The sequence below is a fragment of the Indioceanicola profundi genome (assembly GCF_003568845.1).
Classification (GTDB): domain Bacteria; phylum Pseudomonadota; class Alphaproteobacteria; order Azospirillales; family Azospirillaceae; genus Indioceanicola; species Indioceanicola profundi.
In genome coordinates this window covers 173,782-198,986 of sequence record NZ_CP030127.1, presented here as the reverse complement: position 1 = coordinate 198,986, position 25,205 = coordinate 173,782, and the positions used below count along the sequence as shown (strand labels likewise).

17 protein-coding genes and 1 pseudogene are annotated in these 25,205 nt (G+C 66.1%); 13 read left to right on the top strand and 5 right to left on the bottom strand.

Annotated features, from left to right (window positions below; all coding sequences use genetic code 11):
* Window position 1 precedes the first annotated feature (1 nt).
* On the bottom strand, window positions 2–949 hold the full coding sequence (locus tag DOL89_RS17295) for an alpha/beta hydrolase (RefSeq protein ID WP_119680631.1): 948 nt from the start codon (window positions 947–949) through the stop codon (window positions 2–4).
* Window positions 950–1,533: 584 nt separating this feature from the next.
* Between DOL89_RS17295 and DOL89_RS17290 the strand changes: the two genes are divergently transcribed.
* Together DOL89_RS17290 and DOL89_RS17285 are read left to right on the top strand one after the other, a co-directional pair.
* The gene (locus DOL89_RS17290) at window positions 1,534–3,582 is read left to right on the top strand and encodes a DUF1302 domain-containing protein (protein ID WP_162937621.1); all 2,049 of its coding nucleotides are present in this window, start codon (window positions 1,534–1,536) and stop codon (window positions 3,580–3,582) included.
* Window positions 3,583–3,625: 43 nt separating this feature from the next.
* Window positions 3,626–4,981 carry a DUF1329 domain-containing protein gene (locus tag DOL89_RS17285; RefSeq protein ID WP_119680629.1) on the top strand — a complete coding sequence of 452 codons (1,356 nt, stop codon included), beginning with the start codon at window positions 3,626–3,628 and terminating at the stop codon, window positions 4,979–4,981.
* A 105-nt stretch (window positions 4,982–5,086) separates the two neighbouring features.
* On the opposite strand, the gene DOL89_RS17280 is transcribed toward DOL89_RS17285, so the two are convergent.
* Window positions 5,087–5,308: a LuxR family transcriptional regulator gene (locus DOL89_RS17280; RefSeq protein ID WP_119680628.1), complete on the bottom strand. Its 222-nt coding sequence runs from the start codon at window positions 5,306–5,308 to the stop codon at window positions 5,087–5,089.
* Window positions 5,309–5,536: 228 nt separating this feature from the next.
* Between DOL89_RS17280 and DOL89_RS17275 the strand changes: the two are divergent.
* The 6 genes and pseudogenes from DOL89_RS17275 to DOL89_RS17250 form a co-directional block, all read left to right on the top strand.
* Window positions 5,537–5,800, top strand: a pseudogene (locus tag DOL89_RS17275) (IS630 family transposase); the annotation flags it as partial.
* A 198-nt stretch (window positions 5,801–5,998) separates the two neighbouring features.
* The gene (locus DOL89_RS17270; protein ID WP_119680626.1) at window positions 5,999–6,505 is read left to right on the top strand and encodes an RNA polymerase sigma factor; all 507 of its coding nucleotides are present in this window, start codon (window positions 5,999–6,001) and stop codon (window positions 6,503–6,505) included.
* Entirely contained in the window at window positions 6,502–7,494 is a 993-nt protein-coding gene (locus DOL89_RS17265; protein WP_162937620.1) for a FecR family protein, read from the top strand. The genes DOL89_RS17270 and DOL89_RS17265 overlap by 4 nt, the downstream gene beginning before the upstream one ends.
* Window positions 7,495–7,614: 120 nt before the next feature.
* Complete coding sequence (locus tag DOL89_RS17260; RefSeq protein ID WP_225890021.1) at window positions 7,615–10,602, top strand: TonB-dependent receptor; 2,988 nt, start codon at window positions 7,615–7,617, stop codon at window positions 10,600–10,602.
* A gap of 77 nt (window positions 10,603–10,679) precedes the next feature.
* Window positions 10,680–12,131, top strand: coding sequence for an alkaline phosphatase PhoX (locus tag DOL89_RS17255; protein WP_119680624.1), 1,452 nt, complete (start codon window positions 10,680–10,682; stop codon window positions 12,129–12,131).
* A 158-nt stretch (window positions 12,132–12,289) separates the two neighbouring features.
* On the top strand, window positions 12,290–12,946 hold the full coding sequence (locus DOL89_RS17250) for a class I SAM-dependent methyltransferase (RefSeq protein WP_225890020.1): 657 nt from the start codon (window positions 12,290–12,292) through the stop codon (window positions 12,944–12,946).
* Window positions 12,947–13,114: 168 nt separating this feature from the next.
* Here the strand turns inward: DOL89_RS17250 and DOL89_RS17245 are convergent, their stop codons facing one another.
* A complete protein-coding gene (locus DOL89_RS17245; RefSeq protein ID WP_162937619.1) occupies window positions 13,115–13,498 on the bottom strand; it encodes a response regulator in 384 nt (127 codons plus the stop codon).
* 337 nt (window positions 13,499–13,835) lie between these two features.
* Here DOL89_RS17245 and DOL89_RS17240 point away from each other — a divergent pair, with 337 nt between their 5' ends.
* A complete protein-coding gene (locus tag DOL89_RS17240; protein ID WP_119680621.1) occupies window positions 13,836–14,033 on the top strand; it encodes a hypothetical protein in 198 nt (65 codons plus the stop codon).
* 162 nt (window positions 14,034–14,195) lie between these two features.
* On the opposite strand, the gene DOL89_RS17235 is transcribed toward DOL89_RS17240, so the two are convergent.
* Window positions 14,196–14,906 (bottom strand): Crp/Fnr family transcriptional regulator, encoded by a 711-nt coding sequence (locus tag DOL89_RS17235; protein WP_119680620.1) that lies wholly within the window; start codon window positions 14,904–14,906, stop codon window positions 14,196–14,198.
* A gap of 361 nt (window positions 14,907–15,267) precedes the next feature.
* Between DOL89_RS17235 and DOL89_RS17230 the strand changes: the two genes are divergently transcribed.
* From DOL89_RS17230 to DOL89_RS17215, 4 genes are all read left to right on the top strand, one after another.
* Complete coding sequence (locus DOL89_RS17230; RefSeq protein WP_119680619.1) at window positions 15,268–15,684, top strand: response regulator; 417 nt, start codon at window positions 15,268–15,270, stop codon at window positions 15,682–15,684.
* A gap of 403 nt (window positions 15,685–16,087) precedes the next feature.
* On the top strand, window positions 16,088–16,462 hold the full coding sequence (locus tag DOL89_RS17225) for a hypothetical protein (RefSeq protein ID WP_119680618.1): 375 nt from the start codon (window positions 16,088–16,090) through the stop codon (window positions 16,460–16,462).
* Window positions 16,463–16,591: 129 nt separating this feature from the next.
* Window positions 16,592–17,704, top strand: coding sequence for a fatty acid desaturase (locus DOL89_RS17220; protein WP_225890019.1), 1,113 nt, complete (start codon window positions 16,592–16,594; stop codon window positions 17,702–17,704).
* A 100-nt stretch (window positions 17,705–17,804) separates the two neighbouring features.
* Entirely contained in the window at window positions 17,805–19,004 is a 1,200-nt protein-coding gene (locus DOL89_RS17215) for a GAF domain-containing sensor histidine kinase (protein WP_318658546.1), read from the top strand.
* Between the two features lie 331 nt (window positions 19,005–19,335).
* On the opposite strand, the gene DOL89_RS17210 is transcribed toward DOL89_RS17215, so the two are convergent.
* Window positions 19,336–25,197 carry a VWA domain-containing protein gene (locus DOL89_RS17210; RefSeq protein ID WP_119680617.1) on the bottom strand — a complete coding sequence of 1,954 codons (5,862 nt, stop codon included), beginning with the start codon at window positions 25,195–25,197 and terminating at the stop codon, window positions 19,336–19,338.
* Window positions 25,198–25,205: the final 8 nt, after the last annotated feature.

The following is a 25,205-nucleotide window of genomic DNA, read 5'->3' as shown; positions in this document are numbered from 1 at the left end:
GTCAGCCCCGGGCCGCGCGGCCGATCATCGCCCCGAAATCGGCCAAGCAGGCGGAGATCGGGCCGGCCGAGGATGGAATCGCCTGCCGCATGGTGATCACGCCATGGATCTGGCTCGGCGCTTCATGAAAGTGGACTTCCACGCCGGAGACGATGAGCCGGGCGGCGAAGGCGCGGCCTTCGTCGCGCAGCGGATCGAGCCCGCAGGTCAGCACCACCGCGGGCGGCAGCCCGGACAGGTCCGGAGCGCGGATCAACGAGGCGCGCGGATCGGCCCGGTCCTCCGGCCGCGGATAATAGGCATTGCCGAAGAACTCCATGTCGCCGCGTTCCAGCAGATAGCCCTCCCCGAACAGCCGGTGGGATTCCGACGCCTCCATCATGTCGGTCGCGGGATAGATCAGGAATTGCGCCAGCACCCGGACGCCGGCGTCGCCGCGGAGCTGAAGCGCGGTGGCCGCCGCCAGATTGCCGCCGGCGCTGTCACCAGCCAGCGCGATCCCCTCCACCGCGCCGCCCAGCGCCTTGGGCGATCCGGCAACCCAGCGGGCGGCGGCAAGGCAGTCCTCATGCGCAGCGGGAAACGGGTGTTCCGGGGCAAGCCGGTAGTCCACCGCGACCACCCGGAGGCCAAGGATTTCCGCCATCTCCCCGCAGAAGCCGTCGTGCGATTCCAGATCGCCGATCACCCAACCGCCGCCATGGAAGAACACCACGACGGCACCGCCGACAAGCCGGGTCGGGGTGTAAAGGCGCACCGGCAGGGGACCAGCGGGCCCCGGCGCCGTCAGGTCGGCTGTGGCAACCGATGCCGGCACCGGTCGGTCAACCGCGCGGATCATGTCGCGATAGGCCTTCCGCCCCTCTGGCGGCGGCAGATCCCGGATTTTCGGCCCGTTCATCGCCTTCAGCGCCGCCAATACCGCAGCCGTATCCTGCTTCACTTGCATCCGATCCTCCCGTTCCTGCCTCGCGCCGCCCAGGGCTGCGCGGCCCGCTGCGGCTCTAGTGGCCGCTTTCCTGCATATTCCAACAGCATACTGGCCGGCGCGCCAGCAGAAATTAGATGTTACGGTATGTTTCCACTGCCAGCCTTACCCCTTTCGGAAATACCGCAGTGCGGCAAAGCCGGCCCGGGCCACCCATCCTCACACTCCGCCCCATGGCCGCAAGTCATAGGCCAGCGCCATGCACATCCGTGTCCGCCGCCACTGTGATCGCCATCACAATTCCTCTGGACCCTGCCGAAAATAGAATACATGGTATGTAGCGGCCGTGAAACTTCGGCCTGCCGCCCGATGGCCTGCATTCCAGCCAGCCGAGGGATCGCCCGTTTCCGGGGGCAGCCGGGACGGGCGGCGATCCTGGGTGGACAGTTACAGGCAGATGCATGCCCGGCCTTTTCCCCGGGCATGCTTGGGAAGAGCCGAAACGGAAAGGGACGGGAGCCGAAGACACATCAGAACATGTCGCACCAGAACCGGCGGAAGCCCAAAGGGCCCGACCAATAAAAATGAATGGGGAGGAAATGGTGATGGAAGCGCACAACATGCGCCGGCGGATGCACCGCCTGGCGTTGACGGGCGTCAGCGCCATGGCGTTGGCGGCAGGACTCACATCGGGCCCGGCCCACGCGATCCAGTTCAACCGGAGGGAGTTGCGCGGCAGCTTCGATACCACGATCACCGTGGGCGCCCTGTTCCGCGTTCAGGACCAGGCGAATGATCTGGTCGGTTGGACCAATGGCGGAAGCCTCTACACCTTCAATGGCGACGACGGAAACCTGAACTACAACAAAGACCTGGCTTCACTGGCCGGCCGTGTCACGCATGATCTGAAGCTGGACTGGTGCGGTTGGGGCGCCTTCATCCGCGGCACCTATTTCTACGACGTCGTCAATGCCCAGAACAGCAGCGACAACTTCGCCCGCACCGGCTATGCCCGCCTGCCGGGCGAATCCGTGGAGCGGGTCGGCCGCGACATCGAGCTGCTGGACGCCTTCATCTATGGCCGGCTGTTCGACACGGCGGACATACGGCTGGGCAACCAGGTGCTGAGCTGGGGCGAGAGCACCTTCATCCCGAACGGCATCAATACGGTGAACCCGGTCAATGTCTCGGCCCTGCGCATCCCCGGCTCCGAGCTGAAGGAGGCGTTCGTGCCGGTGCCGCTGGTGGATGTCAGCGTGCCGATCACCTTCGACCTGTCGGTGGAGGCCTTCTATCAGTTCGCCTGGGACAAAACGGAGCCGGAGGCCTATGGCAGCCTGTTCAGCACCACCGATGCCGGCTCGCCCGGCGCCCGCGGCCTGTTGCTGAGCTTCGGCAATCCCAATGCGGACATTCCCGGCTTCACCGACAGCCTGGCTGTGCCGCAGGTCACGCCGGTCAATCCGCTGGGCGCCCGCATCCTTCGCACCGACGATAACGAGCCCAGGGACAGCGGGCAGTTCGGCGTCGCCGTCCGCTACTTCGCGGAGGCGCTCGGCGGGTCGGAGCTGGGGGCCTATTTTGTCAATTACCACTCCCGCCTTCCGGTCCTGGAATACACCCTGCCGACCCAGGCCGAGTTCCAGGCGGCCCTGCCCACTGCCATCCAGGCCGTGACAGATCCGGCTGCCGCGGTGGTGGCCCAGCAGCAGCCCGGCTATCGGTCTATCAATGACTCCACCAATTACCGGCTGGCCTATCCGGAGGACATCCAGCTTTTCGGCGCCAGCATCAACACCTCCCTGCCCTTCGGCATTTCAATGGGGGCGGAGTATTCGTTGCGTCTGGACCAGCCCTTGGCCATCGACGACACGGAAGTCGCCCAGACCGTGGCCAGCGCCATCCTGGGCACGCAGCTCACCGGCAATTTGACCCGGCTGATCGCGCTGCAGCAGCTTCTCGGCGCGGGCCTGCCGCTGGAGCAGGCGCAGGCCCTGGCCGCCGCCGCCGGGCTGGAGGCGGCCAGGGCCAATGTGGACCTGTACGACGCCTATCCGCTGGTGCGGGACCTCGGCATCGACGTCAACGATCCGCTCGGCTCCACCGCCGCTCTGTTCGGCAGCACGGTGCGGGGCTACAAGAAATTCGATGTCTCGCAGGCCCAGGCCACCTTCACCAAGGCCTTCGGCCCGATGGCCGGGGCCAATCAGTGGGTCCTGGTGGGCGAGATTGGGGCGAACTGGGTGCACAACCTGCCGGACGGGCTGAAGCTGGACGGGCCAGGCACCGACCTCACCTATGTTCCCGCCATCGCCGGCCAGGGCGGGGCGCCGGCCGGCCTGTTCCTGGATGATGGCTTTGCCACCGAATTCTCCTGGGGATACAGGCTGGTCGCCCGGTTCGACTATCTGAACGCCTTCTCCAACGTGAACCTGTTCCCGTCCGTCAGCTTCGCCCACGACGTGCAGGGCGTGACGCCCAGCCCGCTCGGCAACTTCGTGGAGGAGCGCATGGCGCTGAGCGCCGGCGTGCGCGCGGTGATGGCGGAGAGGTGGACCTTCGACCTCAGCTACTCGAGCTTCTTCGGGGCCGGGAAGCAGAATCTGGTGCGCGACCGGGACTTCGTCGCCGCCAGCGTGAAGTACTCGTTCTGACCAGAGCGGCAGCAAGACCGCACCTGAACATCGGAGGATTCGCATGTTGAGCTTCAAAGGCTTGGCCTTGGGCACCGCACTGGCCCTGGCTATCGCCGCCCCGGCCCTGGCCGCCTCGCCCGACGAACTGGGAAAGACCCTGACGCCGATGGGAGCGGAAAAAGCCGGCAATGCCGACGGCACGATCCCGGAATGGACCGGCGGCATCACCGAAGTGCCGTCCAACTTCAAGCCGGGCATGCGCCACCCGGACCCGTTCCCGGACGACCAAGTCCAGTTCACCATCACGGCACAGAATTACGAGCAATATGCCGACAAGCTGCCGGACGGCTATGTCGCCATGTTCAAGCGCTATCCGGACAGCTTCAGGATGCCGGTCTACCAGACCCGGCGCACCGCCTCCGCCCCGCAATTCGTCTATGACGAGACCAAGGCCAATGCCAGCCGGGCGGTGCTAGGCGAAAACGGCTACGGGGTCCAGGACGCCAAGATCGGCGTGCCCTTCCCGCTGGCCGGCGACGACCCGGAGAACGGCGCGGTCAAGATGATCTGGAACCACCTGCTGCGCTGGCGCGGGATGGAGGGGCGCGGCACCATCGGGCAGGCCGTGCCGCAGCCCGATGGCAGCTATACGCTGATCCAGATCAACCAAGCTGTGAAGTTCCTTTATGCGACACCGGAGGGACCGGACGGCAACACCTCCATCTACTTCCTGGAGGAGGTGCTGAGCCCCGCGCGTTTGGCCGGTGAGATGCTGCTGGTGCATGAGACCATAAATCAGGTTCGGGAGCCGCGCACGGCCTGGACCTATAATCCTGGCCAGCGCCGTGTCCGCCGCGCGCCCAACGTCGCCTACGACAATCCCGGCACGGCATCGGATGGTCTGCGCACCTCCGACCAGCTCGACATGTTCAACGGCGCGCCGGACCGGTACGACTGGACGCTGATCGGTAAGAAGGAGATGTACATCCCGTACAATTCCTACAAGCTGAACAGCTCGGACGCGAAGTACAGCGACATCATCCAGCCGAAGCACATCAATCCTGACCTGACCCGGTTCGAGCTGCACCGCGTCTGGGTGGTGGAGGGCACCCTGAAGCCCGGCACCAGCCATATCTATGCCAAGCGCCGCTTCTATATCGACGAGGATAGCTGGCAGATCATGGTCGCGGATCATTATGACAACCGTGGCCAGCTGTGGCGGGTGGCCGATCTACACGGGGTCAATTACTACGACGTGCCCACCTTCTGGCAGACCCTGGTCACCAGCTACGACCTGCAAAGCGGCCGCTACTGGGCCTTCGGCCTGGACAATGAGGATGCGAGCTGGAACTTCAACCCCGGCCTGACCAAGACCGATTTCTCGCCCGACGCCCTCCGCCGCGCCGGCATCCGCTGAACGGACAGGCAGGAACAAGCCGGCCCGGAGCGAACCGGGCCGGCATCGTATCAAAGACCCCGCATTCGCAGGTATGGCTGGGACGGCGGACAGAGCCAGCTCAGCCTATCGTCCGCGCCCTTGCGCAAGGCGCCAGATGCGGATGGCGCCCGGCCGGCCGGTAACGCCGATCTTGCGATAGATGCTGCGCAGATGCAGCTTCACGGTCACTTCGGCCACCCCGAGCTGGTCCGCAATGGCTTGGTTGGAGATGCCGGCCGGCAACAACGCCAGTATCTCCGCCTCGCGCCGCGTGAGTTTCGCAAGGCTTCCCGTCTCGTCAGACATGTCCGGCGCCGGAGAGGGGTGCCCCGGGTTCTTCGGACGATCCGGGGAGGTCAATTCATCATCAATGGCGAAAGCGGGAACCGTGGCCGCGCCGTCTTCCGCCGGAACGGTGCGAATGGATATGAGCTGACAGAGGGGTCGGTCCGCGACAAGAAACGGGGAAAGATCGGCGAGAGCCGACGGAAAGCGCCCTGTTCCGGTGCGAGTGCGGACATGGATCTGATTTGTATAACTAACTGGCTCGCTGACTACCCGCAATGGATCTTCCAGTTCACCCCCACCGCGGCGTCCTGGTTCAACGCCGTCGAGGACTTCTTCTCGATCCTGACCCGAAAGCGCCTGCAGCACGGCGTCTTCACCTCCGTCCCCCAATTGGAGGAGGACATCCGCCGCTTCATCAGGGAGCATAACGACAAGGCCAAACCCTTCGTCTGGACCAAGCCCGCCGAAACCATCCTCGAAAAGCTCAGGAGACTGCCTGCATCCCTTTAATAGGTCGCTGAGCCCATGGCGGCAGGTGTAGCGCCCGCCGTTTCATACGGCGTCCTGACATCGCAGCGAGTACGTGCGTCCGGCCTCAACCCGTCAATAGGTTCATGCCGAGGTTTCCTTCGCATGTGCAGCAAGAAGGCTGAACCTGTAACATTGGGCCGGTAGCGTGCCGCTCCCCAGCTAACATGCGGGTGGGACGTGGACGCGATCGCGAAGCTGCTGACCGATCGGGAGGGACTGTACCGCTTCATCCGGCGACGGGTGCGGGACCCGATCCTGAGCGAGGATATTCTGCAGGAAACCCTGGCCCGGCTGCTCGGCTATCTGCGGGGCGGGACTGTGCAGAATGTTCCCGCCCTGGGCTACCGCATTGCCGACAATCTGGTGCGCGACCATTATCGCGCCCACGCTGCGGCGCCGACGGAAGAGCTGAGCGATGTCGTGCCCTGCCAGAACCCGACCGCGGACCAGGTGCTGATCGACCGGCGGCGGATGGAGGCCTTCAGCCGCGCCCTGGAAGACATGCCGCCCTTGCGGCGGGAGGTGTTCGTCCGGCGGCGACTGCACGGCGAATCCTATCGCGAGATCGCCGCAGCCCTGGACATGAGCGAAGCGGCGGTGGAAAAACATGTGGTGCGTGCACTGGAATGGCTGCATCTGCGTGTCGGGCCGCAGGACGTCGGCCCGGACAAGGAAGGACGATGAGCAGTTTCGATCCGCATGCGGCCGCCCCCGCCGAAACGGACCCGGAAGCGGCCAAATGGGCCGTCCGGCGCGCATCGGGACCGCTGACGCCGAATGAACAGGCCGCCTACGCCGACTGGCTGCGCCGGCGCGGAACCGCCGGGGCAGACGCCGTTTCGGCCAGACAGGCGGTATGGGACGATCCAGCCCTGACCGCAGCGCTGGCCGCCGCATCACGAAAGGTTTCGGTGCGGCCGGCCGCTCCCGCCCCGTCCCGCCGACAGCTCCTGGGCTTCGCGGCTGCGGCCGGCGTGGCCGGGATTGTCGTCGCGCCCCATCTGGTGCGCTTCGTCGGGGGGCTGGGGGTCGAAGAAACCCTGATCCGGACGGTTGGAGGCGAACGCCGGCGGATCGATCTCACCGACGGGTCGATGGTGGAGGCGAATGGCGACACGACCCTGCGCCTGCGGCTGGGTCCCGAGGTCCGCACCGCTGAAATCCTGCGCGGGGAAGCGTTCTTCGACGTGAGGAACGATCCGCGCGCGCCCTTCGATGTCCAGGCCGGGCACACCCGACTGTCGATCGCGGAATCGAAATTCAATCTCGGCCTGGGCTCCGGCGATACGGTCGAGCTGTCCGTCTATCACGGCGCCATCGCCGTGGACCGGTCGGCGCCGGACAGCGGAACGGTCCTGGCCGGGCAGCGCGCCTATTTCCTGCGCGGCACCTTGCAGCGGGAAGAGAGCTTCAGCCCAGGCGAGGGGGACTGGCGCACCGGGTGGCTGGATGTCCGGGAAATCTCGCTCGCCGCATTGGCGGAGCGGCTGAGCCGGCACTCCCGTATCCCGATCCGCGTCCGCGACGATCGGCTGGCCCGCAAGAGCGTCGCGGGCCGCTTCCGCATCGACGATCCCGAGCGGCTGTTGGTTCGCCTGGCCCGAATCCATGGGTTCCGGGTGCGTCGCGATTATGGCGCGCTGATCCTGGAACCGCTGAATCCCGGAATCTGACCGGGCTCCGTAAGCACCACAAAAGCTTCATAAAAATCTCTGTCCGGGTTCGCCGCCGGACTCCGTCTTACCCCACACGAAGGCCGGCAAACGGCTTAACCAATCGTGGGGAGCAAATCCGTGTCGCGTACCCGTTCCATCCTGCACGCCTCGGCGGCCTTGGTCGCTTTGTCCACCATGATCATCCTGTCCCCGGCCACCGCCGCGCCGGCGGCCGCGGTGGAACGCAGCGTCGATGCTGTGGTCACCGTCTCCATCCCGGCCTCCGAGCTGGGGCAGGCGCTGTCCGCCTTCTCGCGGGCCACCGGGTATCAGGTGATCGCGGACCCGAGCATGCTCGCCGGCAAGCGGAGCGGCGGCGTGACGGGGACGATGAAGCTGGGCGAGGCGCTGTCGCGCCTGTTCACCGGCACCGGGCTGGATTTCACCCTGTCGGACGACAGCATCCTGGTGCAGCCGCGGCTGGCCGCCGCCCCGGCCGCTACGACCGCCGCCCGCCCCGGCCTTCCGACGCGTCCCGGCGACACGGCCCTGAAGCCGGATGTCCCGGTGCTGGAGGAAATCATCGTGACCGGCTTCCGCGGCAGCCTGGACCGCGCCTTGTCCATCAAGCGCGAGGCCGACAGCGTGGTGGACGCCATCTCCGCCGAGGATATCGGCAAATTCCCCAGCCAGAACATCGCCGAGGCGCTTCAGCGCGTTCCCGGCGTCTCCATCGTCAGGGACCGGGGCGAAGGGCTGTTCGTGCGCGTCCGGGGGCTGGGCCCGAACTTTCAGACCACGACCCTGAACGGCCGCAGCGCCGCAGTGAACGAGAATGTGCGGGACAGCGGCCAGAGCGGGCGCCAGTTCCGCTTCGATACGCTCCCTGCCGAGCTGGTCGCCCGCGTCGACGTAATCAAGAGCCCCACCGCCGCTCTGGACGAGGGTGCGATCGGCGGCATCGTGGATGTCCGTACCTTCCGCCCGCTGGATCTGGGCCGCACGACCTTTGCCGGGTCGGCCACGGCCAGCTACGCCGAGCTGGCGGACAAGTACAATCCGCGGGTCTCGGGCCTGGTGAGCTGGGTGGACGAGGACAAGCGCCTGGGCCTGCTGGTGTCGGCCGTCTATGACGAGCGCAGCACCCGCCAGGATCGCATCCTGAATTCCGGCTGGCGCACCCAGGACCTGGATGTGGACGGAGATGGCGCTGCCGATGCCGAGGATGTCCTGCTGTCCCCCGGCCTGCGCCCCACCCTGGAGCTGGAGGATCGGCAGCGCAAAGGAGTCACCGCCGCGGCCCAGTGGAATTCCGGCACCGGCTTCGACCTCAATCTGGATGTCGCCTATACCGAGCTTGATATCGCGTATGACGAGCTGACTTACTCCGCTGACTTCCAGTCGCGGACGATAGCGGACCCCAGCCAACCGGACGGCGGCAACGGTACCTCGGTGCTGGATCTGGTTCCCGGCACGGCGGTGCTTGAGAATGGCGTACTGGTGGGCGGTACGGCAGTCACTAGGACCCAGATCGGGCGGGAAAGCTCCGACCTGTTCCACGAAAATCTCTCGCTGGGCCTTGCGGCGTCCTATGAGGTGGATGACTGGCTGTTCGGCGTGGATCTGGCCTATGCCCGCGCCTACAGCGACACGCCCAACCCGATCCGCCGGTCCCGCCTCCTGGGTCCCGTCGGCAATGTGGAGTTCAACTATGCCAAGGCCGGGGATGCGGTTCCCGACCTGACCTTTCTGGATGCCGACCTGAACCAGCCCGACACCTTGCCGGGCCGGCGGTTGGAGTGGCGGGTCAATGACAGCCTGGACCTGGAGAAGGCGGCGCAGTTCGACGTGACCCGTATGCTGGATGCCGGGTTTCTGAGCGCGGTGCGGGCGGGCGTGAAGTACCGGGAACGGTCGCGCGATTATGATCGGCGGGACGTGAACGTCACCACCGGCATCGCAGGCAATTTCTTCGGATCGGAGTATTTCGAGCCCTTCCTGGTCGATGGCTTCCTCGGCGATGTGGGCGGTACCCTGCCGCGCGAATGGCTGGCCCCGCTGGCGGACCGCTTCTTCGAGCTGGCCGACCCCGCGGCGTTCGCGGGGGAGCCGACCCGCGGCGACCTCCGCAATTCCTACCGCATCGATGAGGACATCACCGCCGGCTATGTCATGGGCGACCTGGACGGCATGGTCTTCGGCCTGCCGGCCCGCGGCAATCTGGGCGTCCGCGTCGCCTATACCGAGCAGACCTCCTCTGGCCATGCCGAACTTGGCACCATGGCGGTGCCCGTCAGCTTCGAGAAGACCTATACCGACGTGCTGCCCTCCGCCAACGGGGTGGTGGAGTTGCAGGACGACCTGCTGCTCCGCATGGCCGTTGCCAAGGTGATCACCCGTCCTTCGCTGGCCGATCTGGCCCCGCGCCTCACCCTCAACTCCTCCGGCACCATCCTGACCGCCGTGGGCGGCAATCCCGAACTGAAGCCGTTCGAGGCCTGGCAGTACGACGCCACACTGGAATGGTACTTCGGCGAGGCCGGAGCCCTGGTGGCCGGCGTGTTCTACAAGGACATCGGCACCTTCCTGACCACCCGCACCTCCGATCTGGTAGTGGACGGGGTGACCTATGAACTGCAATCCAAGGTCAATGGCGGGGAGGCCAGCATCTTCGGTGTCGAGCTGGCCTGGCAGCAGACCTTCGACTTCCTGCCGCCGCCGTTCGACGGGCTGGGTGGTCTGGCCAACTACACCTACACCAGCACCGACGCGACCTATTACGACGGCACTGTCACCATCAAGGACGACCTGGAGAATGTCGCCAAGCACAGCTTCAACCTGACCGCCTTCTACGAGAAGGGGCCCATCGGCCTGCGGGTCGGGTATAGCTGGCGCGGCGACGTGCTGCAGGAGGTCGGGACCAACGGCCTCGCCTCCTCCAACGACAAATCCTTCGGGACCCTGGACGCCAGCGCCAGCTACCAGATCACGGACGAGATTTCGGTGATCGCCGAAGCCATGAACCTCACCAACGAGGCGCAGTGGCAGTACGTCCGTGACGGCCGCTTCACCAACTACACCCACTACGGCCGCACCTATCAGGTGGGCTTGCGCGCCAAATTTTGATCCGGGAGGCGGCGGGCATCCACGACCGGGCGCCCGCCGCTCCGCCTTCGCATTACGATGATTGAGGAGACTTCCCCATGTCCCCGATCCTGTCCCGCCGTTCGCTCCTGACCCGGACGGCCGCCGCATCGCTCGCCTTTGCCGCCCTCGCCCGGTCGTCCGCCCTGGGCTCTCCCGCGGCAAGGCCGCTGCCCGCCCTGGTGCCGGACCCGGCCGGCCTGCTGGACCTGCCGGACGGCTTCAGCTACCGCGTGATCAGCCGGACCGGCGACCGGATGGCGGACGGTCTTTTCACGCCGGGTGCGCCGGATGGTATGGCCACCTTCGCCGTTCCCGGCGACCTGCGCCATTGCCTTGTGGTGCGGAACCATGAGCTGAACCCGCGGGTCACCGACCGCGGCGCCTTCGGACCGGACCATGCCCTGGCGAAAGCGGTGCCGGCGGGAGCCATTTACGACTTCGCCCTGGACGGGCGGCCCCTGCTGGGCGGTACCAGCACCTTCCTTTACGACCTACGGGAGGGGCGCATCGTGGAGGATCATCTGAGCCTGGTCGGCACCTCCAAGAACTGCTGCGGCGGGCCGACGCCCTGGGAATCGTGGCTGAGCTGCGAGGAAGCGTTGGAAGCGCCTGGCGACGGGGGCAGCAAATGGCATGGCTTCGTCTTCGAGGTGCCGGCCACCGACCGCGGCTTGGCGGAACCGGTGCCGCTGACCGCCATGGGCCGCTTCATGCATGAGGCCGTCGCCGTCGATCCGGACAGCGGCGCGCTGTACCTGACACAGGATGAAGGGCGGTGCCTGTTCTACCGCTTCCTGCCGGACAGCCGCGGCGAGCTGCGCAAAGGCGGCCGCCTGCAAGCGCTGGCAGTCCACGGTCATCGCGGGGCCGACCTGCGCAACTGGCCCGTCGATGCCGAACCCGGCTGGGGCGCTGGGACGGTCCGGCCCGGCGCTGAAATGCTGGTCGAGTGGATCGACCTGGACCATGTGGAGTCTCCCGATGCCGACCTGCACAGCCGGGGGGCCGCGGCCGGTGCGGCCCTGTTCAGCCGCGGGGAGGGGCTGGCGGTCGGGCGCGACGTTCACGGGCGTCCGGAAATCTTCTTCACCTGCACCGATGGCGGCGCTGCCCAGATCGGTCAGGTCTGGCGTTACCGGCCCAGCCGCTTCGAGGGGCGACCGGGAGAGTCGCAGGAACCAGGACGCCTGACCCTGGTCTATGAAAGCAGCGATACGGCCCTGCTGGAAAGCTGCGACAACCTGGTCGTCTCCCCCTGGGGCGATCTTTTCATCTGTGAGGACCGGCCCGTGTCCGGGCGGGATGTCCGCAACCATCTGGTCGTGCTGCCGCCCGGCGGTGTGCCGTTCCCCTTTGCCCGTAATATGGATGCGGCGAACGGTGAATTCGCGGGCGCCTGTTTCTCCCCCGACGGATCGACCCTGTTCGTCAACATCCAGCGCCCCGGCCTGACCCTGGCCGTTACGGGCGCTTGGGAGCGGCTCCACCGCCTGGGGCAGGACGCCTGACTGCCGCTGCTTTTGTTCTTCGCGGCCCGGGCGGCGGCAGGTCGACGCCGTTGCCCGGGCCGCGGGAATCCACTTTCATCTGCAATCCGTCCCACAAGGGATGGACCTGGGCGCGCTGAGACGGCACATATCCCTTCCATTGCAGATGAAGGGTCGACATGGGCGTTGACAGGATCAGTCCCGATGACTGCCCGGTGTGCCGCGCGCCAGCGCCAGCATTCTTCATGCAGGTCGGCGGATCGGCATATTGGCGCTGCGGCACCTGCGAGGCGCGGTTCCTTGATCCGCGTCAACATCCGTCCCTGCCTGACGAGCACGCCTATTACCGCCGCCATGAGAATGATCCGGACGATCCGCGCTACCGCGCCTTCCTGTCCAGACTGGCCGAGCCCCTGCTCGCCACCTTAGGAGCGTCTCGCAGCGGGCTGGATTACGGTTGCGGGCCGGGGCCGGCGCTGGCGGCCATGCTTGAGCAGGCGGGCCACCGGATGGCACTGTACGACCCCCTCTTCTACCCGGACCCGGAGCCCTTGAGCCGGATGTACGATTTCATTACCTGTACAGAGGTGATCGAGCATTTCCATGCGCCGGCTGACGAGTTCGACCGGTTGGACCGGATGCTGAAGCCGGGGGGATGGCTGGGCCTGATGACCTGCTTTCAGACCGACGATGCGCGCTTCGCCAACTGGCATTACCGGCGGGACCCCACCCATGTGGTCTTCTACCGCGATTCCACATTGCGGCTGATTGCCGAACAGCGCGGCTGGACGTGCAGCATACCGACAAAGGACGTCGCCATGATGGTGAAGCGTTAGGCGGCGAAGGAAACCGGTTCCAGGTCGCACCGCGCCGCGGGGGCGGAGCCGGGACGGTGATCCGAAGAGGCCCGGCCGCCGGCCGACCCCGCCGACAACACGCCTATTCACGTCGCCACGATTATCACCCTGTTGGGTGTCGCTGCCTGACGGTGCTGAAGCCAGAGGCTATTCCGCACCGGCTGGGGACATGGCGGGCTGGGCAATGGAGGCCAGAAGCTGCCGCAAGGTCTGGGGGTCCCATGGTTTCTGCAGGATCGGCTCGTGTCCGGCCGGCATGTCCCATCGGGAACAGCCCGTCATCCAGGCGAAAGGAATGCCGTGGGCGCGAAGCATCTCGGCCAAGCTTTCCGTCGAACCATCAGTAAGCAGGTAATCCAGCAATACGTAATCAGGCCGTTCCTGGTTCAGAACGTCACGGGCAGCTCGGGTCGAGCAGACAGGGCCGATTGTCTCCAGGCCCATGTCTTGGATATGGGCCTGGATGGCCAACGCGATGATGGCCTCATCTTCGACGAGAAGCAGACGCTTTCGCGCAGGCGCCTTGGACATGGTTGCATCTCCCGACGGTTCCATTCCGCATCCGTCCTCTCAGGCCATGCAAGAGAAGAAGGCCGGGATATTACGTATTCCGGCCGAGTGCTAGGAGCCCCAATGACCGGCAACTTGACCATTTACGGGGATCTGGTCTGTCCGGCGGCGTACAAAATTACTTTTTTGCAGCGCTGGCGTCCGGCAGCCGCGCTTAGGTGCGCCGCGCAACCTACCAAAGCCCACGCGAAAGTAGTGTCGCGGCTCAAAAGGCGAGTTGGTGCGCGGCCGTACCGATCAGCGGTGCTTCCAAGGTGCTAACTCACTGACCACACAACCCCAGCAATATGGTTGAGCCATGGAGCGATGCATTCTTGAGATTGAAGGCGAGGAGGCAGGCGTGCTGGTTCGGGATGGGTCAGCTTATCGATTTTTCGCCGCCGGGCTTGAGGCGGCCAAACTGGACGGCCGCACCTTTCCCAACTTGCGCAAAGCGGAATCCGCTGTGCGGCAAACCATGATGGGCGTGAAGTGGCGCGATCAGGCGCGGCGCTGACGCTCCGTCGCCTGCATTTCTCCTTGAGAATACTGTCTCGAAGCAGAGGGACAGGTACAAGGACCGGGACGCCAGGCATGCCGGTCAGGTGCGAACTCAAGGAGTCATCCGGACCCATTATCCGTCCGGCAGCCAACGCACCTGCTTTTCGCCTATGAGGGATCATCTGGGCAACAGTGGCTCGATGGCCCGCTGCGCGGCAGCATAGCACTCGCACGAGGCCCCCTCGAGACGGTCACGATCCAGGACAGTCACACTGCCGCGTGCATGACTGATAGCGCCCGCCTGCTCCAGCATGGCGACTGCCACTGTAACGCCGGCCCGGCGCACGCTCAGCATCTTGGCCACGAACTCATGGGTCGTGGGCAACTCGTCCCGACCGACCCGGTCATGCATCATGAGCAGCCAACGGGCCAACCGTTCTTCGAGCGAGTGACGGCCATTGCAGGCGGCCGTCTGCATCACATGAAGGTACTGCACCAGCAGGAAACGTTGCAGTTCAGCAGTCAGGGCCGGGCTGCGCACCATCTCCGCCCGCAGCACCTCCAGGGGCAGACGCAAGGCCCGGCCCGGCACCTGGACCAGGGCCTCGGTTGTCGCCCTGAAGCTGCCCAGGGCCGCAGCCAGCCCGACCGCGCCATCCTGTCGTCCGATCAGGCCGACCTCTGCCTCCTGGCCATCTCCCAGGATCATGATCAGGGAAACGATGCCCTCTTCAATAAAGTAGACATGCTCGATGGGATCACCGGGGCGGTGCAGAACCATGCGGAGCGGGAGTTCCACCGGTTCAAGCCGTGCCAGCAGGTGGGCACAGTCCTCTGCGGGCAAGGCCTGAAGCAGGCTGTTCGCCGGCGGGATGACAGAGCAGCTCATGTAGGTGCGGATATCTTAAGCGAGGACCGGACAACAAACCGCGCGGCCTGGGCCAGGCCGCGGCAAGAGCAGGCAAGATGCCGAAACCGATCAATCCCGTCTGTACGCCAGCGTATAGAGATTGCCGGTCCAGCCCGAAAAAGAGCGCGCCTCAACAGGTCGGAGCGGCTTCCAGGAGGCACCAGAACGACTGGCCATTGCCGGCCCGACCTCTCCGCCGGCGAGCCCGACACGAAGGTAGAGCTGACCATCCCATCGCCCGGCTTGAGCTTAAGTACGATTCCGTACAAAAAAATTACACGAAAGCAGAACGAAGGTCGGAGCAGCGGGTTGAGGCGTGGCCCGTAACAGAGGTGTGGAGATGCGCATTCTGGTCGTTGAGGACGAGCCGCTCATCGCCATGTGGACACATGCTATTCTGCAAGAGGCTGGTCACACGGTCATCGGTCTGGCGCAGAGTCAGGCGGAGGCCATGGCCCTGGCGGAGAGAGGTCGTCCGGAGCTGGTGCTGATGGACATCAACCTGTCCGACGGGCATGGGGTCGGCATAACGTTGGCGCGTCATATCCAGCAGCACTGCGGCGTGCGGTCCTTGTTTCTCTCCGGCCAGTGTGAGGAGGCCCGGACCAACAGGGATGCCGCCCTTGGCTATCTGGCAAAGCCCTGGGAGGCTCCGACCCTGTTGGCAAGCATCGCCGCCGTGCAGCAGATCATAGAGGGCCGGGTGCCACGGTGTCTTCCCCCGGGACTGGAGCTGTTCCGGCAGGAGGCAAACTGACCGGCTGTGATCAGGCCACGACGCGGCCACAGCCGGCATGCATAGCCGTCACGACTTGCCTGGCAGCTGGTTTCGCTTAAGATGGCGCGTCCATGCATTCTGACGGCAAGCCTCCTTGTAGATGCGGTTCCACTGAACGGTTCTTCGGGGCGGGTCCGTTGGTTCGTGCCTTCCGAAGCAGGCTCGAGCCCGCCCCACTCGAAAGCGCCTGCGCATTTTGCCGTCAGGCAGAGCTTGGTCATGAATGCGCCGCTCAACACGATCGACCTCCGCCAGACGCGGGGCGGACACCCCAGCTCTCCCCTGGGCAGATGTGCCCCACCTGACTATTCCGGCTAGAAGGAAGCTGGAGGGGTGCCGGCCAGCTATCGAGCGTCTACTTGATGGTCCAGGCGCCCGGGGCATGGACCGAGAACCCGAGCACGGCGCCTTGGCGCAGAAGGAATTGGACATGCCTTCCAACCATACGACGCCCGATGGGGCCGATCCGCAGGCAGGCGCACAGCTCGACGCCCAGAGCAATGACAGGGGATCGCCACCACCCCTGGTGTCTGAAGCGCTGGTTGCCGAAATCGAGACACTGCCGCCATTGGAGCGCCGCATCCTGCACTGTTTGGGAGCTGCCGTTGTCATCGGGTGGAACAAGCTGCCGACCGATGTACAGCGGACTCTCTTCAAACTGGCATCCACGACGGAAAATGCGGAGACTGCAGGTGAGCTGCCGGCGCGGATTGCCCGGTTCCTGCATGAGCATAAGGACGATGGCAGCCGGCGCTAGATGCCGCGCGGTCCTGGCCCGGACCTGGGGGCGATGGCGCGCAGAGCCGACCGGATGTCCTGCGTCGGGTCCGCTCCCCACAGGAACTTCTCTTTTCTTGCCAGTAGGTCAACGGCGGAGCGTAATTGAGTGGACGATGTGAGAAACACCGATCTCCCGCAGGTACGATACTTCAGCGGGCCGGGGAAGGATGTCAGCAACGGCGACATGGTCGGCGAGCCTTCCCTGACGGCGACAGCGCTCCGGCAGCTCACCAAGCATTGTCTGAGGTATCGAGATCCGCGGCCGATAACAGCGCTGATGCAGCTTGCCAATACATTGCCGCCTTTTCTGCTCCTGTGCGGCCTGATGCTTTGGGGGATGGCGCAGGGTTGGTGGCCAATGCTGCTGCTGTCGGTACCGGCCGGAGCGTTATTGGTTCGCCTGTTCATCATCCAGCATGATTGCGGCCATGGCTCCTTCTTCCGGTCCCGTACCGCCAATGACCGCCTCGGGCAGGTCCTCAGCCTGATGACGGTAACGCCCTATGAAAGTTGGAAGCGGGCGCACGCGCTACATCACGCGACGACCGGCAATCTGAACCGACGGGGCACCGGCGACATACATACCCTGACGGTGCGGGAGTATCTGGCCCTATCCCGCTGGGGCCGCCTACGTTACCGGATTTATCGAAATCCGCTGGCGCTCATTCTGCTTGGGTCCCCGTTGAACTTCCTGGTTCTACAGCGTCTCCCCATGGGCATGGGTTTGCCCTGGCGCACGGCTTGGCGGGAGGTGTCAGCACTCAATCTTCTGCTGGCCGCGAGCTATGCCGCGCTCGGCTATATCGTCGGCGGGATTGGCACCGTCATCCTGGTCATCGTGCCCACGGTCTCCGTCGCGGCATGGATCGGAGGCTGGCTGTTCTTCGTGCAGCATCAGCACGAGGGCGCGGTATGGGAGAGCGGGGACGACTGGAATTTCCACCGGGCAGCACTGGCCGGTAGCTCCTATTACCTGCTGCCAAAGCCGCTGCAATGGGTCACCGGCAATGTCGGCCTCCACCACATCCATCATCTGAATAGCCGGATTCCGAACTACCGCCTTCAGGAATGTCTCGAAGGCCATGAAATGTTGGGCCAGCTGGGTCGTCTTACTCTCTGGAAGAGCTTTCGCTGCGCAAAGCTGGCGCTCTGGGATGAGGACGCGCGCAAGTTGGTCGGGTTTGCCTCCGTGCAAGCTCCCGCACGGCTCAGCGCCTGATATCCTGGTCCAAGAACCGGGCCAGCTCACTTGTAGATGACACGGTCAGCCAGTGGGCTTAAGCTCGGCGATATTCTGCGGCTGGTGGCAAGTTACTGACATGATGGATAACTTCGTCAGGGATCTGGCTACTGTCGCGGAAATCGACGTTATTCCGACAATCCTGGATGTCGTCTGCCAAACGACAGGCCTGCGCTTCGCGGCTGTTGCGCGGGTAACTGAGGATCGCTGGATTGCCTGCGCTGTGCGCGACGAGATCGCCTTCGGGCTCAAGCCCGGCGGCGAACTGCCCGTGGAGAGCACCATCTGTAACGAGATCCGCAGCAGCGGTCGTCATGTGGTGATCGACCACGTTGCTGAGAACGGGGCCTTTTTCAACCACCATACGCCGAAGATCTACGGGTTCCAGAGCTATCTTTCAATGCCGGTTTTTCGGCGCAACGGGGAGTTCTTCGGTACGCTTTGTGCCATCGACCCGCGGCCAGCCCGGCTGAACACGCCCGCGACGCTTGGCATGTTCAAACTGTTCGCTGACCTTATCGGCTTCCATCTCGACGTGCTGGACCGCATGGCGTCAGACAAGGCGGCCCTGCTGGATGAACGCCGGACGGGGGAGCTGCGTGAGCAGTTCATTGCGGTTCTGGGCCATGATCTGCGCAATCCGCTGGCGTCGGTCGAAGCCGGCATGATGCTGCTGCAGAAGTCTCCCTTGAGCGCCCAGGCCGGCCAAGTGCTCGGCCAGATGCGGAAGAGCACCGCCCGTATGTCCGAGCTGATCGACAATGTGCTCGACTTCGCACGTGGCCGGCTTGGCGGCGGTCTGCAATGCACCCGCTGCTTCGAGAACGAGCTGGGCGGTATGCTGGAGCAGGTTGTCGCCGAGCTGCGGTCCTCTTGGCCGGACCGGATCATCCAGTGCGATCTCATACTGGACGGTCCGGTGTACTGTGACGGGCCGCGCGTGGCACAGCTTCTGTCCAACCTGCTTGCCAACGCGCTGACACACGGCGATCCGGCAGGGCCGATCCGGCTACATGTGCGATACGATGAGAACGGGTTCCGACTCTCCGTCGTGAACCAGTGTGAGCCGATCCCACCGGACAGCCTCGCCCGCCTTTTCCAGCCCTTCGCCCGCGCCTCGGCCAAACCCGGCCAGCACGGGCTCGGGCTTGGACTCTACATCGCCTCGGAAATCGCGCGCGCCCACTTCGGTTCGTTGCAGGCCGTATCCACGCGGGAGGAGACGCGCTTCACATTCTGTATGCCGCAGATGTCGCAGGCTCATCAGCTCGGGAATTAGACACCAGCCATCCGCCTGTTCCGCAGCTCTCGGCAGCGGCCGGGACCAGGGGATTTTGCGCCGAGGAGATGCGCCATCCGCTTCCGCTACAAGGCGCGGCGATATGCAGCCTCTCAAGATGCGGGCAGATGGTGGCCAGGATCGATGCCTCCAGGGTGTATGGACCAATTCGGCTGCATCCACGACGCCGTCACCGGCCAGCCGGCATGCGGCTCGGGCTCAGGATGTTTCGATCCATACACCGCAATTGACCGGCCGGAACCCTGGGGGCCAGCTGGAGCCCCCAGGGCATATCCTCAGCTCTGCAACAGAGCCTTATTGTCTCCCCCGGTCAGGACCCCGCCCTGTAGGTGAGCTGCCCGTCCTTGCCGGACAATTCGATCTGGCCTGTTTCGCCGTCGCGCAGCTCGATCTGGCCGACCGTGACAGCGCCCTTGGCAGTGTGGACCACCAGATTGTAAGTGCCCGGCGGCGCGGATACCGATCCGCTCCCCACCACGCCGCTGGCGGTCACGACGCCGCCCGCATCCACAAGATCATACGGTACGGCCAGCGCCGTCCCGATCGCCTCGAGAAGGCCTTGGCGGTCCTGGGCATCGAAGAAGGTGCCGCCGCCTGCCGCCGCCGCAGCGCGCATGCTGTTCTTGACGGCATCGCCGATCAGCGTGAAGCCGGCCACATTCACCTGCAAATCCATTCCCCCGGCGCGCAGCTCCTTGATCACCGCGGCCGGATCGCCTTTGCACTCCTCCTCTCCGTCGGTGACCAGCAGGATCATCTTGCGCCCGTCCGTCTTCGCCAGGTCGGCGCCGGCCTGCCGCAGGGCGTAGGCAATGGGCGTGGTGCCCAGCGCCTTGACGCCTTCGATCCGGTTCAGCATGGCCTTGCGGTCCAGCTTGCCCACGGGGACCATCAGCTCGGTGTCCTGGCAATCGCCCTTCTGGCCTTCCTTTATGCGGTGGCCATAGACACGCAGGCCCACATTCACATCCTCGGGAAGCCCGGATACCACCTCCCGCATCACCTGCTTCGCAACGTCGATACGCAGCTTCCCATCGACCAGATGCTTCTTGGACCGCATGGAACCGGAGGCATCGAACACCAGCTCCACGGCCGCACCGGCCATCTCCTGCCCTTTCTCCCAACGAACCGCCAGCTCACCCGGCTTGGGCGGTTCCACATAGCGGGTCGCAGCGGCAACGCTGTATTCGACCGGGCGGCGCATCAGGCAGGCGGCCCGGGCGAACGCACCGTCCAGATCGCCGGAGCTGCGGAAGGAGGCGTAATGGCCCCGGTTCACCGCGGCCCAGTCCTGCATCAGGTCCTGCGCATGTGTCACGGAGCTGTCGCGCAGGTGCAGTTCCAGCGGGAAGATGGCCGGCCGCAGCGCCTCCAGCCGGTTCCAAAGCTCTTGTGAGCTGTCGAAGCCGTTGGAAATGGCATCCGTCAGTACCACGACCGCATGGTTGCCGGGCTGCTGTTCCAGTGCTGCCAGCGCGCCCACCAGGGTATTCTCCGCGTTGCTACTGGAATCGCGCCGGTTATAGGCGGCAAGCGCCCGTTTCAGCGTAAGATCATCATCGCTCCAGCTATCCAGCAGGGGCTTGGCGCCGCGCTCCTGGAAAGGCAGCAGATTCGCCCATTCCCGCCCCGGCTGCAGCGCATCGAAGAAGCCCTGCAACGCCCTGTACATGGTGGGATGGTACGGCCCGACGCTGGAGCTGTTGTCCCACGCAACCATGATGGAACGCGGCGGCTCCGCCACGCGCAGCAGGTAGCGGGCGCCGCCCGCCACATCGGCATAGACTTCGCGGCTGCCGTCGGGTCGGCGCACCTCCGTCAGCGCGATCTCCGCACCGTCCGGCCCAAGCAGTACCGCCGCAACGCGGGAGGAGCCGGCACCGCCCAGCAGGAACTCCAGGCGATTGGCATCCTTTGGCACATCGACGGCATACCAGTCCTCATCCTCCCCGACGCTGACCTGGTCGGCATGGGTCGTGCCGGCGGCAAGCACCAGCGCCTCTGCCGCCGCGGCGCCGGCGTCCGGGCCGGCGGCAGGCAGGATTGCCATGTTCGCGCCAGCAGCCAGCTCCTCCCGGATGGCGTCGCGGGCGTAGAGGCCCCATTCGCCGAGGATGGAGCGGTAATCGCCGCCCGCCGCCTGCTCGATCACCTCCAGCTTTTCGGGGAGCAGCCAGGAAGCGGTCTCCCCACTGGGCGTCGCCTGACGGAAGCGCAGGAACCGCGCCCATTGCGGCGTTTCGAACGGCAGGGCGGAGGTGCCGTCTGGCTCCAGACCCAAAGTCCAGTCGCCCAGCTCCACCCACGGGCCCAGCGGCCCCTCCAGGCTTGCCGCAACCTCCACCGTCCTGAACTGCTTCTCATGACTGGCGGGAGCTTGCGCCTGCTCGCGCCAGCGCAGTTCCGTGATCCGCGCCGCACGATTATCCTGGAAACCCACCACCCATTCGACCGGGCCGCGGTCTTCCCTGGTCTGGTGCAGGGCCGGGCGCTCGCCGCTTCCTGCCAGCATACCTTCCAGGATGTCATAGTTGTAGGCGCGCGGAACGGCCCGGACGATGTGGCCGCCCAGTGCCGGGTTGGCCAGATTCGGTCCGGTGGCGCCCGGCAGCCGGGCGTCCGGCACGGCAATCGCCTTCACCTCCGCCAGGGCGGCGCGGCCATAGGTGCTGAGCGGACTGTTCGGCTCCAGCCGCAGGCGCAGATGCCTGGCGGCGACCGGCCGGTCGAAGACGAAGAACTGCTCCTGCTCCGCCGGGGTCAGCACGCCCCGGTGGATCTCCCGGAACTGTTGCCCGTCATCGGAGACCAGAACGGTGAAGGGGCCAAGCTGGTCCTGGTCGCCGTCCTGGCTCTGCGGCAGGATGGCGATACCCGCAAGGGGCAGCGTGCCGTCGCCCGCAAGCTGCACCGTGATGTCCGCGGGCATGCCGCCGCTGGCGACGGACCATTCCCCGCCCAGCGGCGCCACGCCGTCGAACAGCTGCGCCACGGCACTTTCACCGGCCGGCACCGCGCCCAGCGCCAGGGACGCCAGATTCAGGCCGCCGCGCAACGCGTCGGGAACGCGCCGGAAGGGATGGGGAGATTGCGGCGGGGCCGCGCAAGCGGCTGGAATCTCCGCCCGCAAGGTACGGCCCGCACCGCCCGCCGCCCGGGCACGCAGGAACAGGGCGGTGGGTCCCAGATCGGACAGGTCGGCATCCGCCGTGACGCGCACCGGGACGTTCCGGCTCTCACCGGGGGCAAGGGTGATCGGCCCCGATGGCGGCGTCACCTGCCAGCCGGCCCGACCGGTCGAGGCCTGCAACTCCACCGTCTGCGGCTGCTTTCCGGGATTGGACAGGGTGACCGGCAGCTCCGCCGTCTGTGCCTCCGCCCGCCAGGCGGCGAAGGTGGGCACCTCGCCTGCCATCGCGATCACCGGCGCTTCCCCCTTAGGAACCGCGGCGGACGCGGGCAGTTCGGGAGAGAAGGCGGTGGTCAGGCGATAGCTGGTACGGCCATTGAGGCCCAGCATGTAGCGGGCGCCGGGCTGCAGGGTTGCCGTCAGGATCTGTGCCGCGTCCGATTTGCGCTTCGGGTCCGGAGCCAGCCGTTCGGACTTAGCATTGCGGCCATCGGCTTGGCGCAAGGTGACATAGGGGGCCGTTTCCGCCTCCACCGTCACGGTCAGCTCCGTCTCCGCCCCCACCTCGGGCAGCAGGAACCAGTCCTCATCCTGGAACGTGCCGAGCTGGCCATTGACGATCTGCCTGCCATCGATGGGCCGGGCGGCTGCGGCCATATCGTTGGGCTCAAGGTCCGCTGGCAGTTCGAACGGGTCCAGCAGTTCGAGGGAGAGATGGTAGTGCGTGCGGCTCGCACCGCGGCCGCCGGAGGAGACCTGGACCGCGAAGTCGCCCGGACCCAGCAAGGCCTCGTAGACGACCGGCTTTCCGTCCGGGGCGCTCGGGCCGCCGCCATACAGGGCTATCCGGCCACCCTCTAGCCGCATGTCCAGCTTGAGGTCCGGCGGCGAGTCCAGCGTCAGCCGCACATAGGACGGAACCTCCAGCGCAAAGCTGTAATGGTCCACATCGCGCGGATGGGCGATCAGGCCGCGTTGCATCCCGGCAAGGGTCAGCGGATGGGCACGGTTGGGACGCCCATTGGGCTCCTGCTCATCCGCCGCGGTCGGCGCGCCCAGCGGAACCGCGCGCAGGGTATAGTCGCTGCCCTTGCTGTAGCTGCGCAGGGAAATCCAATGCCGGCCCGGCGCCAGATACAAATTGTCCAACCATATCGGACCGGTTGCGTTGTCGCGGGGCCGCTGCTCCGCCGCCCAGCCGCTGGCGTCCAGATAGGCCAGCTCGCCGACGCCCTCCCCCTCCGCCTCGAACACCCAAAGCTGCGGCTCCCCCTCCACATCGAAGAAGAACAGGTCGGTGTCGTTGGGCGTCAGGGTGCCCTTGACCGTCAGGTCCGGCCCCAGCGGCCCGGCCATTTCGAATTTGTTGTTCGGCTCCTGCTCCTGCCCGGCCTTGGCGAAATCATAGCGCGGCAGTTCCACGGGCCGGCGCTCCGCCGGCGAGGCGGGCGCAGCGGCCGGGGAGGCTACAGGGGTGGGCGGGGCTGCAGGTTCAGCGAAGACCGGGAAATCCGTCGTGCCCTCGGGCGTGGCCGTGCCACGGCTGCCCGCAACGGACAGGGCGGACAGGTCGAGCTGCTTGTCCCCGGCAAATCCCTTGTAGGCCAGACGATCGGCCGCGGCATCCTTGGGCACGGCATAGGCCAGTTCAAAGCGCAGCGCGGTCGTCGGCGGCGCGGTGGCTGGACTCGGGGGGCGGCGGGTCAGCCGGCCCGTCATCGCCATGTCGGGCGCCAGCTCCTTGCCGCCCGCGATCAACCGGAACTGCTGATCCAGGGAAAAATCAACGCCGCGCGCCGGGTCCTTGGGCAGGACGCCGATATCCACCACCAGATGCTCCCCCTCCCAACGCCGTCCGAAGACATGCAGGGCCAGAACCGAACCGTCGGCATGGCGGACGGCCGCATCGGGCAGGGGCGCGGGTGCGCCCGGGGTTGCGGGCAGGCTGACCGCCCCGTCCGGACCCTGGATGCCGAGCCTGAACCGCTCCGCCGCTGCGGGCACCAGGAAGGCCAGCTCGCGCCGCTGGAAGATTTCAGGTGCGAAGGACAGGGCGGACACGCCGTTCAACTGCGGCAACCCGAAGGCCACCTGCCCCTTGTCGCCCGCCAGCCAGGTGAACCGGGTCGGGTCCAGGCGGGCGAAGGCCTGTGCGTCCTCCGCCCCGCCCTTGCCGCGGCCGACCAGATCGACAACGGCTATGCGCCAGCCCTTCGGCGCAGCCGTGTCGCCGTGCCGGTCGCGCCAGGTGATGCCCCGGACCGCGACCTCCAGCGGCCCCAGCCGCCCGATCTGCCCGATCCCCTTCGGCGGGGCGAGCGCCGTTTCCCCGCTGCCCGCCACCGCCAAGGTGACGTGGCCCGCTATATTGTCGAAATAGCGTAGGGCTAGGTCCTTGGCGCCCTTGGGCACCAGGAAGGCCATCCGCGCCTCCCGGCTCTCCCCGTGCCGGGCCAGGATGAAATCCTCGCTCAGCGGCAACGCATTCGGCAGGCCTGCGCCCGCCTCGGCCATTTCATAGGCCAAGCCGTCGGCGGCCAGGAAGGCATGCCGGGATGGGGCCGGAACCTTGTAGGCGACATCCACCTCCACCCGCTCGGCCTTTCCCTTTCCGCCGCCGCCCAGAAGGGCGCCCGCCCCCATGCTGCGGTCGGCCTTGCCCTCCAACTGGCTTTTCTCCACCGACTGACGCGGGGTGAGGTTGGTCCAGCGGGTCACCAGGACCACGGCCTCCATCCCCTCCGGCACGGGGGTGCCGGCAATCTCGGCTCCCCGGGCGACGGACAGAAGTTCGATCCGGACCGAGCGGCTGGCATCCGCCGCCAAGGCCGGTGCATACAGCGGGGCCGCGGCCAGGGAAGGATGCCGGACCGGGTCCGCCTTGCGGCCGACCGTCTCGACAGGCACCGGTTGCGGATAGCCCGCCGGATCGCCGGCATAGGGATCGTCTCCGAACCCCTCGGCGGCGGCGATGGAACCCGCGGCGGTCAGGATAAGGGCAAGCATGGAGGCGGCCGGAAGCCGGCAACGGCGCATGATCATGATGGACC

Coding starts and splice junctions, on each gene's coding strand:
- DOL89_RS17295 (WP_119680631.1), bottom strand. CDS start 949: ATGCAAGTGAAGCAGGATACGGCTGCGGTATTGGCGGCGCTGAAGGCG.
- DOL89_RS17290 (WP_162937621.1), top strand. CDS start 1,534: ATGGAAGCGCACAACATGCGCCGGCGGATGCACCGCCTGGCGTTGACG.
- DOL89_RS17285 (WP_119680629.1), top strand. CDS start 3,626: ATGTTGAGCTTCAAAGGCTTGGCCTTGGGCACCGCACTGGCCCTGGCT.
- DOL89_RS17280 (WP_119680628.1), bottom strand. CDS start 5,308: ATGTCTGACGAGACGGGAAGCCTTGCGAAACTCACGCGGCGCGAGGCG.
- DOL89_RS17265 (WP_162937620.1), top strand. CDS start 6,502: ATGAGCAGTTTCGATCCGCATGCGGCCGCCCCCGCCGAAACGGACCCG.
- DOL89_RS17255 (WP_119680624.1), top strand. CDS start 10,680: ATGTCCCCGATCCTGTCCCGCCGTTCGCTCCTGACCCGGACGGCCGCC.
- DOL89_RS17250 (WP_225890020.1), top strand. CDS start 12,290: ATGGGCGTTGACAGGATCAGTCCCGATGACTGCCCGGTGTGCCGCGCG.
- DOL89_RS17245 (WP_162937619.1), bottom strand. CDS start 13,498: ATGTCCAAGGCGCCTGCGCGAAAGCGTCTGCTTCTCGTCGAAGATGAG.
- DOL89_RS17240 (WP_119680621.1), top strand. CDS start 13,836: ATGGAGCGATGCATTCTTGAGATTGAAGGCGAGGAGGCAGGCGTGCTG.
- DOL89_RS17235 (WP_119680620.1), bottom strand. CDS start 14,906: ATGAGCTGCTCTGTCATCCCGCCGGCGAACAGCCTGCTTCAGGCCTTG.
- DOL89_RS17230 (WP_119680619.1), top strand. CDS start 15,268: ATGCGCATTCTGGTCGTTGAGGACGAGCCGCTCATCGCCATGTGGACA.
- DOL89_RS17225 (WP_119680618.1), top strand. CDS start 16,088: ATGGACCGAGAACCCGAGCACGGCGCCTTGGCGCAGAAGGAATTGGAC.
- DOL89_RS17215 (WP_318658546.1), top strand. CDS start 17,805: ATGATGGATAACTTCGTCAGGGATCTGGCTACTGTCGCGGAAATCGAC.
- DOL89_RS17210 (WP_119680617.1), bottom strand. CDS start 25,197: ATGATCATGCGCCGTTGCCGGCTTCCGGCCGCCTCCATGCTTGCCCTT.